General features: G+C 44.7%; 22 protein-coding genes. 10 read left to right on the top strand and 12 right to left on the bottom strand.

All coding sequences use genetic code 11. The features are described 5' to 3' along the window. The first annotated feature begins 115 nt into the window (after window positions 1–115). Window positions 116–553, top strand: a complete 438-nt coding sequence (locus J7J01_01120; protein ID MCD6209493.1) for a hypothetical protein — start codon at window positions 116–118, stop codon at window positions 551–553. Here the strand turns inward: J7J01_01120 and J7J01_01115 are convergent. After that, window positions 522–917 carry a hypothetical protein gene (locus J7J01_01115; protein MCD6209492.1) on the bottom strand — a complete coding sequence of 132 codons (396 nt, stop codon included), beginning with the start codon at window positions 915–917 and terminating at the stop codon, window positions 522–524. The two genes, J7J01_01120 and J7J01_01115, sit on opposite strands and share 32 nt — an antisense overlap. Window positions 918–966: 49 nt before the next feature. Next, complete coding sequence (locus J7J01_01110) at window positions 967–1,713, bottom strand: hypothetical protein (GenBank protein ID MCD6209491.1); 747 nt, start codon at window positions 1,711–1,713, stop codon at window positions 967–969. Between the two features lie 32 nt (window positions 1,714–1,745). Here J7J01_01110 and J7J01_01105 point away from each other — a divergent pair, with 32 nt between their 5' ends. Genes J7J01_01105 through J7J01_01095 form a run of 3 tightly spaced genes read left to right on the top strand, consistent with a single transcriptional unit; the run spans window position 1,746 to window position 4,256 of the window. Then, window positions 1,746–2,636, top strand: a complete 891-nt coding sequence (locus J7J01_01105) for a hypothetical protein (GenBank protein ID MCD6209490.1) — start codon at window positions 1,746–1,748, stop codon at window positions 2,634–2,636. 13 nt (window positions 2,637–2,649) lie between these two features. Then, entirely contained in the window at window positions 2,650–3,993 is a 1,344-nt protein-coding gene (locus J7J01_01100; GenBank protein MCD6209489.1) for a DUF2460 domain-containing protein, read from the top strand. Between the two features lie 2 nt (window positions 3,994–3,995). Beyond that, window positions 3,996–4,256 carry a hypothetical protein gene (locus tag J7J01_01095; protein ID MCD6209488.1) on the top strand — a complete coding sequence of 87 codons (261 nt, stop codon included), beginning with the start codon at window positions 3,996–3,998 and terminating at the stop codon, window positions 4,254–4,256. Between the two features lie 31 nt (window positions 4,257–4,287). Here the strand turns inward: J7J01_01095 and J7J01_01090 are convergent, their stop codons facing one another. Further along, complete coding sequence (locus tag J7J01_01090; GenBank protein ID MCD6209487.1) at window positions 4,288–4,662, bottom strand: hypothetical protein; 375 nt, start codon at window positions 4,660–4,662, stop codon at window positions 4,288–4,290. Window positions 4,663–4,795: 133 nt separating this feature from the next. On the opposite strand from J7J01_01090, the gene J7J01_01085 reads away from it, so the two are divergent. Together J7J01_01085 and J7J01_01080 are read left to right on the top strand one after the other, a co-directional pair. Beyond that, window positions 4,796–5,410 (top strand): IS607 family transposase, encoded by a 615-nt coding sequence (locus tag J7J01_01085; protein ID MCD6209486.1) that lies wholly within the window; start codon window positions 4,796–4,798, stop codon window positions 5,408–5,410. Beyond that, a complete protein-coding gene (locus tag J7J01_01080; GenBank protein ID MCD6209485.1) occupies window positions 5,382–6,620 on the top strand; it encodes a transposase in 1,239 nt (412 codons plus the stop codon). The genes J7J01_01085 and J7J01_01080 overlap by 29 nt, the downstream gene beginning before the upstream one ends. Before the next feature lie 3 nt (window positions 6,621–6,623). Here J7J01_01080 and J7J01_01075 read toward each other — a convergent pair whose 3' ends face one another. From J7J01_01075 to J7J01_01065, 3 genes are read right to left on the bottom strand one after another with little or no spacing between them, the layout of a single operon-like run. Further along, window positions 6,624–6,992, bottom strand: a complete 369-nt coding sequence (locus J7J01_01075) for a hypothetical protein (protein ID MCD6209484.1) — start codon at window positions 6,990–6,992, stop codon at window positions 6,624–6,626. A 36-nt stretch (window positions 6,993–7,028) separates the two neighbouring features. Continuing rightward, the gene (locus J7J01_01070; GenBank protein ID MCD6209483.1) at window positions 7,029–7,418 is read right to left on the bottom strand and encodes a hypothetical protein; all 390 of its coding nucleotides are present in this window, start codon (window positions 7,416–7,418) and stop codon (window positions 7,029–7,031) included. Next, window positions 7,402–8,439, bottom strand: a complete 1,038-nt coding sequence (locus J7J01_01065) for a hypothetical protein (GenBank protein MCD6209482.1) — start codon at window positions 8,437–8,439, stop codon at window positions 7,402–7,404. The genes J7J01_01070 and J7J01_01065 overlap by 17 nt, the downstream gene beginning before the upstream one ends. 13 nt (window positions 8,440–8,452) lie before the next feature. On the opposite strand from J7J01_01065, the gene J7J01_01060 reads away from it, so the two are divergent. Next, window positions 8,453–8,662 carry a hypothetical protein gene (locus J7J01_01060; GenBank protein MCD6209481.1) on the top strand — a complete coding sequence of 70 codons (210 nt, stop codon included), beginning with the start codon at window positions 8,453–8,455 and terminating at the stop codon, window positions 8,660–8,662. Window positions 8,663–8,792: 130 nt separating this feature from the next. On the opposite strand, the gene J7J01_01055 is transcribed toward J7J01_01060, so the two are convergent. The 5 genes from J7J01_01055 to J7J01_01035 form a co-directional block, all read right to left on the bottom strand. After that, window positions 8,793–10,340, bottom strand: a complete 1,548-nt coding sequence (locus J7J01_01055; GenBank protein MCD6209480.1) for an ATP-binding domain-containing protein — start codon at window positions 10,338–10,340, stop codon at window positions 8,793–8,795. Next, on the bottom strand, window positions 10,337–11,359 hold the full coding sequence (locus J7J01_01050; protein MCD6209479.1) for a hypothetical protein: 1,023 nt from the start codon (window positions 11,357–11,359) through the stop codon (window positions 10,337–10,339). Before J7J01_01050 ends, J7J01_01055 begins: the two co-directional genes overlap by 4 nt. A 27-nt stretch (window positions 11,360–11,386) precedes the next feature. Continuing rightward, entirely contained in the window at window positions 11,387–11,563 is a 177-nt protein-coding gene (locus tag J7J01_01045; protein ID MCD6209478.1) for a hypothetical protein, read from the bottom strand. A 512-nt stretch (window positions 11,564–12,075) separates the two neighbouring features. Next, window positions 12,076–12,297, bottom strand: a complete 222-nt coding sequence (locus J7J01_01040; GenBank protein ID MCD6209477.1) for a DUF2283 domain-containing protein — start codon at window positions 12,295–12,297, stop codon at window positions 12,076–12,078. A 97-nt stretch (window positions 12,298–12,394) separates the two neighbouring features. After that, entirely contained in the window at window positions 12,395–12,613 is a 219-nt protein-coding gene (locus J7J01_01035) for a hypothetical protein (protein ID MCD6209476.1), read from the bottom strand. A 34-nt stretch (window positions 12,614–12,647) separates the two neighbouring features. Between J7J01_01035 and J7J01_01030 the strand changes: the two genes are divergently transcribed. The 3 genes from J7J01_01030 to J7J01_01020 all read left to right on the top strand — a co-directional run bounded on the left by J7J01_01030 (window position 12,648) and on the right by J7J01_01020 (window position 14,316). Then, window positions 12,648–12,965, top strand: coding sequence for a hypothetical protein (locus J7J01_01030; GenBank protein MCD6209475.1), 318 nt, complete (start codon window positions 12,648–12,650; stop codon window positions 12,963–12,965). Window positions 12,966–13,069: 104 nt separating this feature from the next. Next, window positions 13,070–13,336 carry a hypothetical protein gene (locus tag J7J01_01025; GenBank protein ID MCD6209474.1) on the top strand — a complete coding sequence of 89 codons (267 nt, stop codon included), beginning with the start codon at window positions 13,070–13,072 and terminating at the stop codon, window positions 13,334–13,336. Window positions 13,337–13,395: 59 nt separating this feature from the next. After that, entirely contained in the window at window positions 13,396–14,316 is a 921-nt protein-coding gene (locus J7J01_01020; GenBank protein ID MCD6209473.1) for a hypothetical protein, read from the top strand. Here J7J01_01020 and J7J01_01015 read toward each other — a convergent pair. Then, window positions 14,299–14,598, bottom strand: a complete 300-nt coding sequence (locus J7J01_01015; protein MCD6209472.1) for a hypothetical protein — start codon at window positions 14,596–14,598, stop codon at window positions 14,299–14,301. The genes J7J01_01020 and J7J01_01015 overlap by 18 nt on opposite strands. Window positions 14,599–14,680 lie beyond the last annotated feature (82 nt).

The raw sequence follows: 14,680 nt of genomic DNA, 5'->3' as shown, positions 1-14,680 counted from the left end.
GGGGGAAGAGGGGGGGGAGCAAGAGAGAGTGGGTAGCGGTGTGAGAGAGAAAGAGCGCGGGATTGGTGAGGCTGAGGGAGAAGAGAAAGCAGCTATTTTGTGGCTCTGATGAGAGATGATGCAGGAGTTTTTGCTTAGGTGCTTGCAATATTTTAATCTTGGTTCAGTCCACTTCACTTACGTGAACAAAGATTTTGACATCTACTGCGAGCCCTTGAACAGAATTTATGCGGGACGATGGTGGAAGAAAGCATTAGAGGAAGATAAAGATGAAGCCAAAAAACGAATTGTTCACGAGTTTATACATCTCGCATTAGGTTTACCTGATAACTTAATAGAGTTTTGCTTCTTCACTCACCCTTGGAACGATTTCTTCTCAGCTGTAGTTTACGAGGACATGCAAAAACATAAGAGATTTGATTGGCTGAGAGTTCTCTCAGCACTGAAGGAAAAAATTCGAGATGAAAAATGGGTGAGAAAGTGGAGAGAGAGTGGAAAAATAGGATGGGAGAAAGCAAAACTCAGCGAATCTTCTTCCGAAGCGTCCCGATGAAGTTAATTGTCACGCTAACATACTCTGAGCTCTGATTGTGAAAATAGACATACAGGGAGCCCCCCTCAGGAACTAGCTGATACTCTAGTGCAAGCGCATCTGTTCTTATAATATATCTGTCGCCTAAGAAGCCTGGCGTGGTGATGACAACCCAGACTTTATGGGTTGCATTGGAGGCGATGCTGCGCTCGCTCGTGACGCCAGCCATAGCTCCTCTTAGAAGGAGCTCGTAACCTTCAGACACTGTATAAACATGTGCGCTGGCGATGGAAAACGGCGGCACCTTATTCTCATCCTTGAACTCAAGCAGATAACTCCAGAGCTGCTCTGCTGGCGAATATGATGGGAATGGGGTCTTCCGCACTTCTATAGCGAAGGGGGTGAGCCTCACTCTCAACCACCTCTTATCTCTATCAGAGGACGTTTATTGAATATGGTGTATCATTTACACTCGCGCCCACTTTAACAGAATAGAAGCGCCCTGTGATTTCAAGCGTAGATGTCGGCGGCACTCTTGTATATTCCTCAAGAGTGTAGGAGCCATCCACAGATAACCACACGTATAAGCTTGCCGTCTCACTTTCGTTAAAGATGTAGCCCGTGCGGAATCTTCTTCCTAAGGTGTCTGCTATGTTGTGCTCGTCGCTGTTTGCGTAAGCATCTGAGATTGTGGTGCTTCCAACTGAGACGGAGCCGTTGTATATGTAAGGCTTTCCGTAGGCTTCTGCAAGCGGTTTTATATCAGGAACTGCGTCTTCAGTGGTGGAAACGGCGAGCCACACGAACGTAGGAACTTCTGCGGTTAGGCGAAGAGTTCTGAAGCCTTGTATCTGGGAAAGGCGTTGCCACTCAGGTGCGATATACGATGAGTAGACGACTTTGCCCTCCATAGAAATAAACTCTGCGAGAACGTGCCAGTCACAGTAGAAAAGACAGCTGCGCAAGTCCTGCTTAATAGGCATCATTAAAGACTCGGTGCTCTCATCTGGGAAAAGAACTATGCCCTGGTGGAAGTTAATGATTGTTGAACCCTCTGGAAGTTTCTTCGTGAGTGCTTTGGATGGATATGCGAGAAGATGCGCTTCTGCCGCTCGTCCTCTTAGTTCACCCATCTCAGATCGCTTTGAGCCTGTTAGCAGAGCCTCCCACTCCCTCGCCATCCTTTTATATACCCTTGCAAAAATAAAAAAGGATGGCTGAGATCGGGGTTTCTCTAGAGGAGCGGTGGGGGCTCGGGGCTTATCCTGTCGCCTCGGTGTTCGGCAAAAGCATCAGCGCAAATGATACTCTTATCGTTGAAAAGCGGGATTATCCCGACCTCGTAATATATGTGAAAGTGAGTGGTGCTTGCGATGTCGTTTTAGAGGCTGTTTCAGGAGCGTTGCGAAAGCCTGATGGCTCATACGCAAAGATAAGTGTCAATGAAACGATAATGTCTTTCAGCGCAGCTGGGGAGCAGATAATCAGGTTGAGTGATGTCTTAACAAAGGAGTGGGCTCTGCATTATCCGTTCTTGCATCTGAAATTCACAGCTGCGACGACAATAGATCTCGTTGCATTACCTACTGCAACAACGCTGCAAGATACAAAGATAGTGGTAGATGAAGCTGGGCTTGCAACTGAAGCTACGCTCTCAGGCATAAAGACGCAGACTGATAAGCTTCAGTTTGACGCTAACAACCTCTTGAGAGGTGCTATTGCTTCAGATGAGGTTGGACTTGCCTCTGAAACAACACTCTCAGACATCAAATCACAATTGGATGTCGCTCTATCAACGAGAGCGCCAAAAGATGAGGGAGAAACAATAACAATAGCAAGTGCCGAAGACATATCAGCAGGAAAAACAGCAGCTCTTAAGAACTTCAAACGCTGGACTTTATACTTAAAGGTTGCAGCAGCTATGGACATAACTATTGAACTAAGCCCAGACGGGGGAACAACTTGGTTTGAAGCCTCTGAAAGCCCGGTCAGCTTTTCAGCTGCGGGAGACAACATCATTGAGATGGGCTACGATGCCACTCACATCAGGCTTACCGCTTCAACCGCCGATAATGTCACCGCTCTGATAAGAGGTGTGTTCTAAGGAGGTGTTTAAAATGAAGACCGCATCAAGAATTCCCTCTACTGTCCTGAGCTGGACTAAATACAACAAAATCGTCGTCGTTGGCGCAAAAGGTGATTATTTAAAGCTCAGCGATGCTTTAAACGCAATTACTGATGCCTCTCAAACTAATCGTTACTGTGTAATTGTAGTTGGTAAAGTGACTGATGATGCTACAATATATGCTAAATCATACGTCGATGTCGTAGGTTTCGCCGCTGATATTACAGTAGAAACAGATTCAAACGTGCATGGCGTTGTTTTTGACTCCGTTGTTGAGACTGAATGGAGAGGTATAACTATTAGAAGAACTGGAGATGTTTCTTCCGCAGTTTATGCATGCCTTATTAAAGGAACTACGGATAAAACATGCAAGCTTGTTAATTGTGAATTTATAAATGAAATTTCTGCAGCAGTAAATGGCTGCCACGGTATAGTGATTGCGGGCTCTGCCTTGCCTTCACTTGTGTCATGTAAGGGAAGCGGGGGAATGAAAAGCTCATATAGACCTCTCTATGTCGAGGCAACAACATCAATAACTGATGAAAATGTAGGCACCGGAGATGGAACTACAACAACATTCTATCTTGACAACCCTCCAGTTGTTCAGGGCTCCGAGACGATTTATGTTGATGGAACCCCGCAAACGAGAGATACTGACTACACAATAGATTATCTAACAGGCAAGGTCGACTTCTCAACCGCACCACCAGACGGGGCAAGCATAACAGCAGACTACACACATATCGAAGCTCCGTTCAAGCCATACGCTGGAAAACCCTACATTCTCATCGGAATTGCAGTTTATGTTTACTCGGCTCAGGCAACAGGCTCCACTTTGAGGCTCGGAACAACTCCCAACGGGGCAGAAATAGCATCCGGTATCCCAGTCGATTCCACTGGTTGGAAATATTTCGCATTTAATAGGGTTGAAAGGCTCGCAGATGAAAATCTGTATGCTTTAGTTGTCGATTCAAACAATCAACCAGTTGATGGTGTCCCATCAAACGCCATCAGATTATTCTATGTCGTTATGACTAACTACGCAGATTGCTATGGCTTATACTTGGATAGTCATGGATATGTAAGGATTAAGGGAGGAGCTTTCGTAGGAAATGGGGAAAGCGAAGGTGTTAGAATCGCAGGACGCAGCGTTTCAACAAAGAACTGGTTGATAGCAAATGCAACAATAGAAACTCTTGACCCCTCAAACGAGTATTCTGTCGTCGCCTCTTCTTCTTTAACCGACGCCCCAATTTACAATTGCACTCTCATAGGAAATCTGCTTAATGTCACCCCATCAACAGGCACTTCGCAAGGCTCTAACATACAAGTTTAGAGGTGTTGATGATGCTCTCTAAAGAGGAACTCAAAAGACTGAAAAAACTTGTAGATGACGGAAAAATAAGCGACAACATCGCTTTCACGACAGAACCCTTGGAGGATCCTTTACCGATTCCTGACGACGACGAAGAATCCGTTAAACTGACCGAAGAAATGAATAGAAAAATTATCGAAAGAAACCGCTTAAGAAAAAGAAGCGCACAAACACTCAGAGAACTATTCCAAATCTTAGATGAGCAGGAGCAGACAGAGACTTAGATGAGAGAATTGAAAGCGCTGTGCGCCGCTCTCAAAGACGCCCACCAACCGTAGAACACTCTACCGCACCTGTCGCACACAATTCTCCTCGTTTTCTCATAACGAATATTAACGAAGCCACGCGCAGGACAGCGATATTCATATCTTTCTTTTTTACTCCTCCTGCCCCCCCACCATCGCAACACTTCCATTTTCCACCACCTCTCTTCACACCTCCTTGTGGGCTGGAAGCCTCGCCCTTTAGGGCAGGGAGGAGGTCACTCCTGTTCAATCCTCCCGCAACCTCCGAACTCAGCGAGAGTTGCTTGTTCTTGTGCGTTGTGTTGCTGTTGTTGTCGCCTCTGTGGTTGGTGTTGTTGCTGTTGGTGTTGTTGGTGTTGTTGCTGTTGTTGTCGCTGTAGCTCATGCCTAAGATAATCTCTGAAAGAGTCCTCATCTGGAAAATATATGCGGTATCCTTTTTTCTGAATGACAAAAGGGATCGTTAGCAGTCCCCGATTTGGATAACATTTATATATAAGGTATGAGAAGCATTTATCGTGGAGAGGTATCTCAGAAGAGGAGAGGCGGCGCGGATCTTAGGAGTGGCAGAGTTAACGCTATACAGGTGGACGAAAGAGGGGAAGATAAGAGCTGTGAGGACGCCAGGAGGTGAATATAGGTATCCTGAATCTGAAATCTATAGAATTCTCGGAGAGCAAAAACCTCAGAACAAAGCTGTTATTTACGCTCGTGTCTCTTCAGCAGATCAGAAAGAAGATTTAGAGAGGCAGATTGAAGTTTTACAGAGATTTGCAGAAAAGGAAGGTTTGAAGGTTATAGAAGTCGTCACAGACATAGCTTCAGGATTAAATGGGAAGAGGAAAGGATTGAAGAAGTTGTTCGAACTCGTCAAGAACAGAGAGATAGAAAAAGTTCTTATAACATACAGGGACAGGCTAACGAGGTTCGGATACGAGTTAATGGAGGAGTTTTTCAAATCTTATGGTGTTGACATTGTTTGTCTTTATAAGCAGTCGAAGACGCCTCATGAGGAGCTTATGGAAGACCTCATATCTATTGTCACATCATTTGCGGGAAAGCTATACGGGATGAGAAGCCATAAGGCGAAGAAGGTGGTAGAAAGTGTCAGAGCGTCAATTAGAGACTGTTAAATCAGTTTGGTTCGGAATAAAAGAGAAGAATAGAGAGAAAGTGAGAAAACTCTTAGAAGACTTCAGGGATATGATCAACTTCTGCATAGGAAAAGCGCTTGAATTGAACATTACTTCTTATTACAAGCTCAGAAAAGCCATATATGAAGATTTCAAGGAGAGATTTGATTACGCAACGCATTATTGTCACTCAGCTTGCAGGATAGCGACCTCTATTCTGAAGAACTGGAGGAGAAGGTGTCGGAGAGGAGAGGCAAGCTGGGAGAAGCCTCCAGAAGCCAAAAGATTGTTTGCGAGATTGGAGAAGTGTCTTTTCAGACTGGACAGGCAAGGAAAATTGGAAATAACGCTCAAAGAGGGAGAATATTTGACCTTAGATCTGATTGTGCATGAATATCAGCAGAAATTCTTGGCATCAGATAAGGATTATGGAGAGCTAATACTGAAAGAGAATGGAGTATTCATACCGTTCAAAGATAAGGTGAAAATAAAAGAAACGAAAGGTCTTTTGATCTTTGATACAAACGAGACAAACCTGACAGGTTTGCTCGTAACTGAAAACGAGGTGAAAACAATTTTCTATGATCTTAGGAAAGTCTATCACATACACAGAACATACGAAGAGAAGCAGAGGAGAATACAGAAACTGAAAAAACAGAAGCCTTTGACTGCTGCGAAGATTCAATCCAAATATTCAAAGAGGAGGAAGAGGAGAGTGAGACAACTTCTTCATGTTTTAGCATCTCATGTCGCTCAGATTGCGAAAGAGAAAGAAGTTAGAGTTGTGTTTGGAGATTTGAGTGGAATAAGAGAGAAAGGCAACAAAAAAAGAAGGAAGTGGAGGAGGAAAGAGAGGGAAAAGATGAATAGGAGGCTCAACTCTTGGAACTTCCACTTACTTCAATTCCTTTGTGAGTATAAAGTCTTGGATCAAGGTCATCAGACAATTTATGTTTCAGAGGCTTATACATCAAGAACGTGCCCCGTATGTGGTTGCATGAGAGAACCGAATGGGGCACTTTTCGTGTGTGAGAGGTGTGGATTCAAAGCAGATAGGCACGTAGTGGCTGCGATAAACATCGCAAAGAAGTTCGGGTATACATACAAACAACTTCAGATGTGGGGACTTCCGCTTGCCCCGAATGCCTTCTATGAGGTCACTCCCTTTGGAGTGATAGAGAAGGAAGGCCTCCGATACAAATGTTATTGAATGTTATCGGAGGTCGAAACGGTAGCGCAAATACCATTGATAGTATCTGCGAATCGCTTCTTCCTTTAGTTCTTCAATTTCTTCTTCAGTGAGTTCGTATTTCTCACGCAAGTAGCGAATAGCTGCTTCTACGAGCTGTTTGCTTGTTATCAGGTTTCGTGCAGATGCCCTCGCTTGCGAGAAGAGTTCCGATGTCTGAAGCTCTTCCATGAGCAATCTGATCACTTTCTCCTTAGCATCTTCTCTGTCCTTCTCGCACAGATATATACTTGTGATTTCAGAATCTTCAATGAAGTCTTCCTCCTCGTTGCCTCCCTCTATGCCGTCGGAAAGAGGTATTTCAGGTTCTATCTCATCATCTTCAGGAGCCATTCGCATCACCCTCTGAATCTCCCGCTTCTGCAGGAACTACCACTCCGCAAGGGTGGTCTGTCTTTGCTTTTGCTCTTTCATAGACTCTTCTTTGAGTTTATCTATGATTTCCTTATCACAGAACTGCATCCACCGACCTAAACGAATTACGACAGAGTATGGTGGTTTATCACACCCTTGAATAGCCTCCTTCTTCATTTCTTCAATATCCTCTTCCAAGAACCCATACATATCACGAAGATAATAGCTGCAAGCATCTATGATTTCTGAATTTCGCAAGGCGTCTTCAATCCCTGACAACCCCATCTCCAATATCCAAAGATTGTTGCCGAAAAGACTTCTGAACAATGTGGTCGCTTTCTCCTTTGCTTGCTCTTTACCACTCTCCCCCAATGAGAAAAATTTTACCCTAGGAGCTTCTTCCATTCGCATCACCCCCCATCTTCTCTTTCAGCAACCGTAAGAATTTGTGAATATCACCCACAGTCCTACCTTCCCTATGATGCTCGAAAAACAAGCCTGCAAACTTCCCCTCTTTGACCACGATAAACGAAGGGTGTTCGTCTGGAGGATGGAACGGACAATGAGCTCGTATGTATTTCGGCGTTTCTTTCACTATGTCCAAGTGCCTCCGATATATCTCCAAGGCTTCGCTCAGCGAATATTTCTTCTTGATTTTGATTCCTTTCCTCCTCAGAGCTTCTTCACGCTTCCGTTTTTCTTCTTCCTCTCGTTCAAGCCATCGCTCAAAGTCCCTCATGATGCTTCCTCGTGGTCTCCACACAGGATAACGCACATGAACAATCTCGGCGTTCTTCCATGTTTTATTCGCTCTCTCAACAGTCTCGACGGGATATTTGATGAAGCCTTTTCTCATGTTCAGTGAGTAAATCTCACGAACACCATGCCTATGTGCTAAGTTCTGGTCAGTTGGGAAATAACCCATGAAGAAACGCTTGAAATTGTCGTAATTGTCGTTGTTGTCATTGCTGTTACTGTTGCTGTTGCTACTGCCGTTGTCGGTGTTGCTGTCGTCGCTCTTGGCGGGAAGTTCAAAGAAAATGTGGAAGTGGAAGCCTCTGCCTCCAGAGTCAAAAAGTCGGTATGGGATTTTCTCGTCGTCAAGCGTGTTCTGCACGAACTTGGCGATGCGTTCGCTCTCGCAATCCAAGACGATCTCGTATTTGCTGACCGTGCGATGAACTGCTGGCATGCCTTCAATCATCCACAGATCGTCAGCGCTTATCCAGTTCGTGAAGCCTCTATTGTCTTCGCCGAAGACTTGAATCGGTGAGGGTGCCGCCACTCTTTCTATATGCTCGTTTCTCGCAAGGATTATGTCTGCTGGGGGTGCAGGCTCATAGAAATACTTGAGTGCCTTCCAACCCGCTTTCTCTTTGATGCGCTGCTCCTTCGTGAGTGGGACAACCTCGTTATATTTCGTCATAAGGCATCACCCCATGCGAAGAGGGTGGTCTGACCTTGTAGCTGTTGTGGCTGCTTCTGTGGTTTCTTCTGTCCTCGCCGTGGCTGCTCTTGTAGCTGCTCTTGTGGTTGATGCTGTTGTTGCTCTTGCTGCTGTTGCAGCTGTTGCGACTGTGGTTGCTGTGGTTGTGGCTGTTGTTGCTGTTGTGGCTGTTGCTGAGGGAAGTGAAAGTCGGATGCCTTGATCACTTCGACATAATCGTCCTCAAGCTCAAAAACCAACGGTTTGTTGCACTTCACGCAGAAGAAAACCTTTCCATCTTTCCGTGTTGATGTTTCCAAGCCGCACCAAACGCAGCGCATTTTCATCACCTCTTAAGGTTCTGGAAATGTGTGAATCGTGAACGGATAATCGCAATAATACAAGTTTCGTGATGCCCTTGTCACTGCGACATACCAGACTCTGCGCTCTTCTTCTCGCTGAAAGTCGTCAAATCGCATCGCTCTCTGAATTTTTGAGGTTATGCCTCGTAGCACAATGACATTCGCAAATGTCGCACCCTTGGCGCCGTGAATTGTCCGAAGATGAATATGCTTATAGCCGTTGTTTTGCAAGATGGAACGAAGATTCTCAGCGTATTCTCCCATCAAGCGATGATCTAAGAAATTATCAATGTTTCCTTTTCTTAATGCTCGCAAGAATTCTCTGCTCAGAAAGCTTTCAACGTTGAAAGACAAGCGACCCATCTTGTGAGCTTCATCCATTCTTCGTTTCAGTTGAGCTTTTTTACCGTTGAAGGCGCTCGCCTTGAGATACTTGAAGAGGAGCTGGAATTCATCGTAAGATAATTTTTGCGAGGTTCTGCATCTGAGAAGGGTATCGACGAAATCCTTTCGAGAAGCCCAGCCTCTGAAGCCATCCCATACTATCGGTTTTCCAAGCAGTGTGTTTTCTATGAAGTCGTTGAGAAGGCCACGAGTTCTTGCAAGCACAAGCGTATCATCGCCGAGAAGATCGTACGACCACGAAACTTTCAAAACCTTCGTTGAGCCTGCGCACTCAAAATCAAGAGATTTTCCGAGCTTCTGAGCTGCGAAGTCTCGTTGTTCTTCGCTCAGCCTAAATGATGGCGTAAGCGCTACCCTCTTCGCTGCTTCTTCCCAGAGCTTGAGTGAAAGCGCTGGATCAGCGCCTGCGTAGCCATAAATACTCTGCTGAGGGTCGAAGAGTATGTAGCGCTTCTCCGCCTTTGAGGAATGTCTCTTGAAAAGCTCGAATTTAAGCTTCGTCTTGTCGTGGAACTCATCCGCTATGAATACATCCACCAAAGGAGGTTCCACATCAAGACCCCTCACGAGCAGATATGGGAAGTCCGCCATTCCTATGTTATCGAGATGTTCAATCCATCTCTCCGTGAAGTCGTAAACTTTCGCCGGTTTTATTCTGTATTCTGCAAGCGGTAGTCGTTCTTCAAAGAGCTCTCTGTCAAAGAACATGTCCACGTAATAGCTATATGCCGTGTATATCTTCGCTGGAAGTGTTTTCAGTTCAGATATATCAGGAATAACATCCGACGAGATAACTGAAAGCAATTCTTTTATCGCATTATCGTCTGTGAAAATATTGCAATCACGCATCACTTTCTTTATCTCTGAAACGAGCTTCTTCCCTGAAAGAATCGAGGCACCTAAAAGACGCTTGCATAATGCGTGTGTCGTCACAATAAACTTTCGTGCGAGTTTTGAGCCTTCAGCAGGGTCGTCAAAGAAGTCTGCGAATCTTGCTCGTGCATCAAGCGTCATCCATCGTCTGTATGTTTCGTAGATGAAGGAGTAACCCTCGTGACAAACCTCTGCTAAAATCTTGAGAGCAAATTCGGTCTTACCCGTTCCAGGAGGGCCATAAACAGCAATTAGAGTCATTCCCCATCACCTTGTTCCCCGCTGCTGCTACGACCCCCAAGATCAGAGCGTAATTGTTCGATTAGTTCATCAACAGAACCGGTTGCATCCACATGTAGTTCGGATTCTCTTTCTTCTTTTATCCTATGAGCGTGCTCTCTGATTTTCTCAATCGGCATCTTCAGGTCTTCGAAAAGCTTGACTGGAATTTCGTAAGCTCTGAAGCGGTTGAGGTTGCGTTGAATTCGCTTCACTTTGATCCCGTAACGTGTGAGTGCTCTCGTGAGCTTCTTTTTCGATGTAGAACCCAAGTGATCTATGAGAATCTCCTGCGGAATGTATATTTTATCACCTTTAATGAATGGTTTTTCGTCTGTTTCCTCGTATACAACATCATCTTCGAAGAATCTGTTGAACAGAAAATCCAAGACATAATCGAGAAGTTCTTCACCTTCCAAGGAAATTCCCCGTTCATACGCTTCCACCGAAGAGAGCCTCTTCGCTTTCTTATGAAAATATTTGAGAGCGGCGTTAATGATTTCCTTCGTGGTCTTTCGTGGGAGTGTAAGAAAATACACGGGCTCATTAGCCATCCAAAGAAGTGTCTGCAAACCTCTCTGAAACTGCGATAGTCTTATTGTAAGATGTTCTCCGTTCAGCCAGACATCAAAGAAGACGTCATCTTCCTCCTTGTATGCTTTGATTTCGGCGTTCTCAAGAACCTCGAAAACTCGCCGTGACGGGTAAAATCGGCATGTCGGGTCGCAGAACTCCTCAGGAACTTCTCTGCAAAGAGCTGCTTCTAAATCTAGCTGTGTGTTGATAATCCACTTCTCGTCGTCATCACCGCCACATCTCTGAAGATCGAGATTGAGTGCGCGTGCAACATTTTTAAGACCCTTCCTTAGCATGCCGGCGCGCTTCAAGAAGAGAACAGCTTTCTCCGGCTTGTTCTCGCAGAGATATTCTAAGCATGGTGGTGGTGTTACACGCTCATGCCTGCAGAGATCTTTTATATAGTCAATATCGTATGATGACATGATCTCTCACCCTTTCTACCCCCACACTTATTCCTCCAAACGCACGATGATTTCTTTCTCCGAAAGCAGCTCTATTTCCGCTGTTTTGCCACCCCACGATTTCAGCTCCGGAGGGAGCACAAGCGAAGGCCCTCCTCGCTCTCTCTTCGCAAGCTTCCGCCGCTTCCACTTCAGACGCCCTTCCTTCAAAATCTCCGCTTCCATTCCTACATCACCTCATGTAATATGCATGTTCCCCATATTTAAATACTTTGTGGTGTAGCACTGTCCGATTTTTCGGAGGAGCCTCAGAAATCGGTATAGAGAAGCGTCCTCCTTCGTTCTTTAGCGTAAGCTTTAAATACTGCTTGATTTTGTCCACGAAATCAGACAGCGGAAGAACGACGCTCCTTCGCTCTTTCTTATATATATAAGAGGAGAAGAGAGAATGCCCGATTCCCGATTTTTTCGTGCACCGCAGCAAGAAGTTTTTCATGATCTTTCCCTTTTTGGCCTTTTCGAGGCGGCATGTGTTGAGAGATGTGTTGGAGAGGCTGCACTCTTGCTGAGGGAAGCCTACTCCGATTCTTGCTTATTCTCATCTTACAGAACTTCGCTAAGAAAGCCTCGCCCTGAGGGGCGAGGCTTGGAGCGGTTTTTTGTCAGCTACCTCATCATTTAGAGTCTCTACTTTTCTATGAGCTCTGTGAACTGAAACCACACCTCATCAAATCTTGCTACGCAGCCGCTGCACGACCTCTGAGCTCTATTGAAAGCGGCTTTCCTTTTAATGCACTTACTTTCAAAATAGAGAAACCTATAACATTCCCTTCTTCGTCAACTTTTTCCATTACTGCATCGTTTTCCGTCTCTCTGAAGTATCCTTTTCTCTGCTCAAGCAGAACTTCAAGATAATCCCCCTCTTTATCATACCATATCTTTATTATTTTCTTTTCCATAGCGTCTCACCTCTTTTTATTTTATCTGTGAAATATACGGTTATAATAAATATCTGGCTCTTTCCCTGCCCTGAAGGACCGGGCTTGGGGGTTTGTATCACTCTTCCAGATATATCCCTCGTCTCATCAAAAAAGCGTGAAGCATCTCAGCACTCTCACGAACGAGCAAACGAGCCTGTTTGGTGAGCGAACTATTATAACTTAACCACAAAAGCATCTTATACTGTAACAAAATAAACTCAATCAGTGGGCAACTTCTCTTCAACAGTCTCTCACAATTCACACAGCTTTCCGCAGAACAAAGTTCATCAAGCATCTTTTTATATTATTCTGCGAACTTTTAAGGATAGATGAGGGGGGAGGAGCGCAAGGATTGGGAGTATATCAGCAAGAACGAGTTTGACGCCGAGACAGCAGGCTTCAAGCGAGTGCTCTGCAACTACATTCGTTGGGACTTCTATTTGAAAGAAGACGGAAGGTGCTACTTCATCCTATCGCTCGCAGATTCAAGAACAAAAACGATAGCGCAGATAGCTCTGAATGAAGAAGTCGCCACTGCGCTTAGAGACGCGATCAACAAGCTACTTTCAGGTCAGATAGAGGAAGAGGGGGAAGCAGAAAGAGTAGAGGCGAAAGCAAAAGAAGAGCAGGATGTGATGTTCGGTTAAGATGTGCATCTGCGGCGGTATTTGCTTAGTTGTTGCGGCAGCTACAACCACTCTCCTCCGAGCAATCCGCAAATTTTTTAAGCGTCGTGAGAAAAGCAAAATGTATGTTGGACGGATTAGAAGCAACTCTGAAGGCGAAGGAGTTCCTCGCACAGATCTTTGACAGAGCCTGCTTTGAGATAGAGGAAGCCACACTTGACGGAGATGTGTGGAAGATAACGTGGAAGGTCTACCCGTGCCATCCTAGAGCGCGCTACGAGGTCAAAGTGAACGCTGAGAACGGTGAGATTGTCGAGGTTTGTGAGACCTCAGACTGGGGTAGGATGCGAGGAAAATGGTGCTGGAGGAGAGAGGACGCTGATGCCGATTAAACTACAATAATCACCCTTAAGAGCAAAAGTTTCAGTGATAGGCTGCAGTCAGAGGGAAAATGCCTTGGATAGAAGAATTCATCATAGAAGAGGAAGGTGAGTTCGCTAGGAGAAACCCTTTGTATAGTATAGAGAGTGCAAAAATAGTGGAACAAATAGAAGAAATAGTGAGATCTCTTGCACTAAGGTATGGTGCAAGAGTGGAGAGGAATGTACTGCTTCCTCACACGATGAGCTATAACCCCTTCACTGACTGTATATATTATAATCCTTATGAGATAAAGAAAATCTATGAAAAACTGAGTAAACATCCTCATGTAAGGCTAATGGACTTAATAGAATATGTTTTTGGACACGAGTTAGGACATAGAAAGAAGTATAAGAAGCTTACAGAATACGAGCGAGAGCAGGCATTAAAGATAGTAAGATCCTTATACATTCTTTGTACCATGCCGGAAAAGGCAGAGTCTCTTTTACCAGAACATATAAGACCTGATCTACCCTTCTACAGGCTATGTGCAATAGCTCAAACCCTTTTTGAGGAATATTATGCAGTAAAGGAGAATCCGCTGCGCAAATGGAGCATTGAAAGGGTAGGCCACTCTGTAATAACAAATAATCTAAAAAGGAATTTGAGAGAGGTAAGAGGAGTTTTACGTACTCTTAGCTATAACAAATTAAAATATTCCAAATATTTTATAACACCACTGGCATATCTTCCTATACAATCTCTAAAAGTATTTCCACATCCTGAGTATTTAGCTTTGCGAAAGATAAAGACCTTTCTACTCCAAAATATAATCACAGCACAGGATGTTTTTGACTTGAAGAAAATGGTGCAGGTGGCGAATATAATCTTATGTGAGTTGGAAGGGAAACACAAGATCCCCTTATCAGATGAATTCTTGAGGGATGAGTTAAAGGATGTGGTGTACATACTTTATGAGGGGTGGCTTCATGGTTTACTCTCCTCTCGTTGAAGTGAAATCAGAAATTACGACAACCACCGCATCAAACTTCTCCAAAAAGATAAGCAAATCTCTCAGTCCTTGCACAATTCTCCACTGTAATCTCTCTCTTGCCCTTATCTCTTCAATGAGCTCTTCCTCAAACTCACACTCATCATCGCCGCCACCACCATCATCAGCGAACTGTAAGAGCTCTTGCACTTCTTTGAGGTTTTTAGCCTCTCGCAGCAGCAGCTCACGAACATCTTGAGCTGTGAAAATCATCATCTCACTACTCACCCCCTCCACACTCATCTATCTTCTTCTTCACCCCATCGCTTTCTAAGCAAGAGCTCATCAGACAAAATGACAAGATTTGTGTGCACATCGTAGTACA

Source organism: Methanophagales archaeon, assembly GCA_021159465.1.
In the GTDB taxonomy this organism is placed as follows: domain Archaea; phylum Halobacteriota; class Syntropharchaeia; order Alkanophagales; family Methanospirareceae; genus G60ANME1.
Note: the sequence above shows the minus strand (reverse complement) of the source record. Positions and strands in the feature narration are given on the sequence as shown.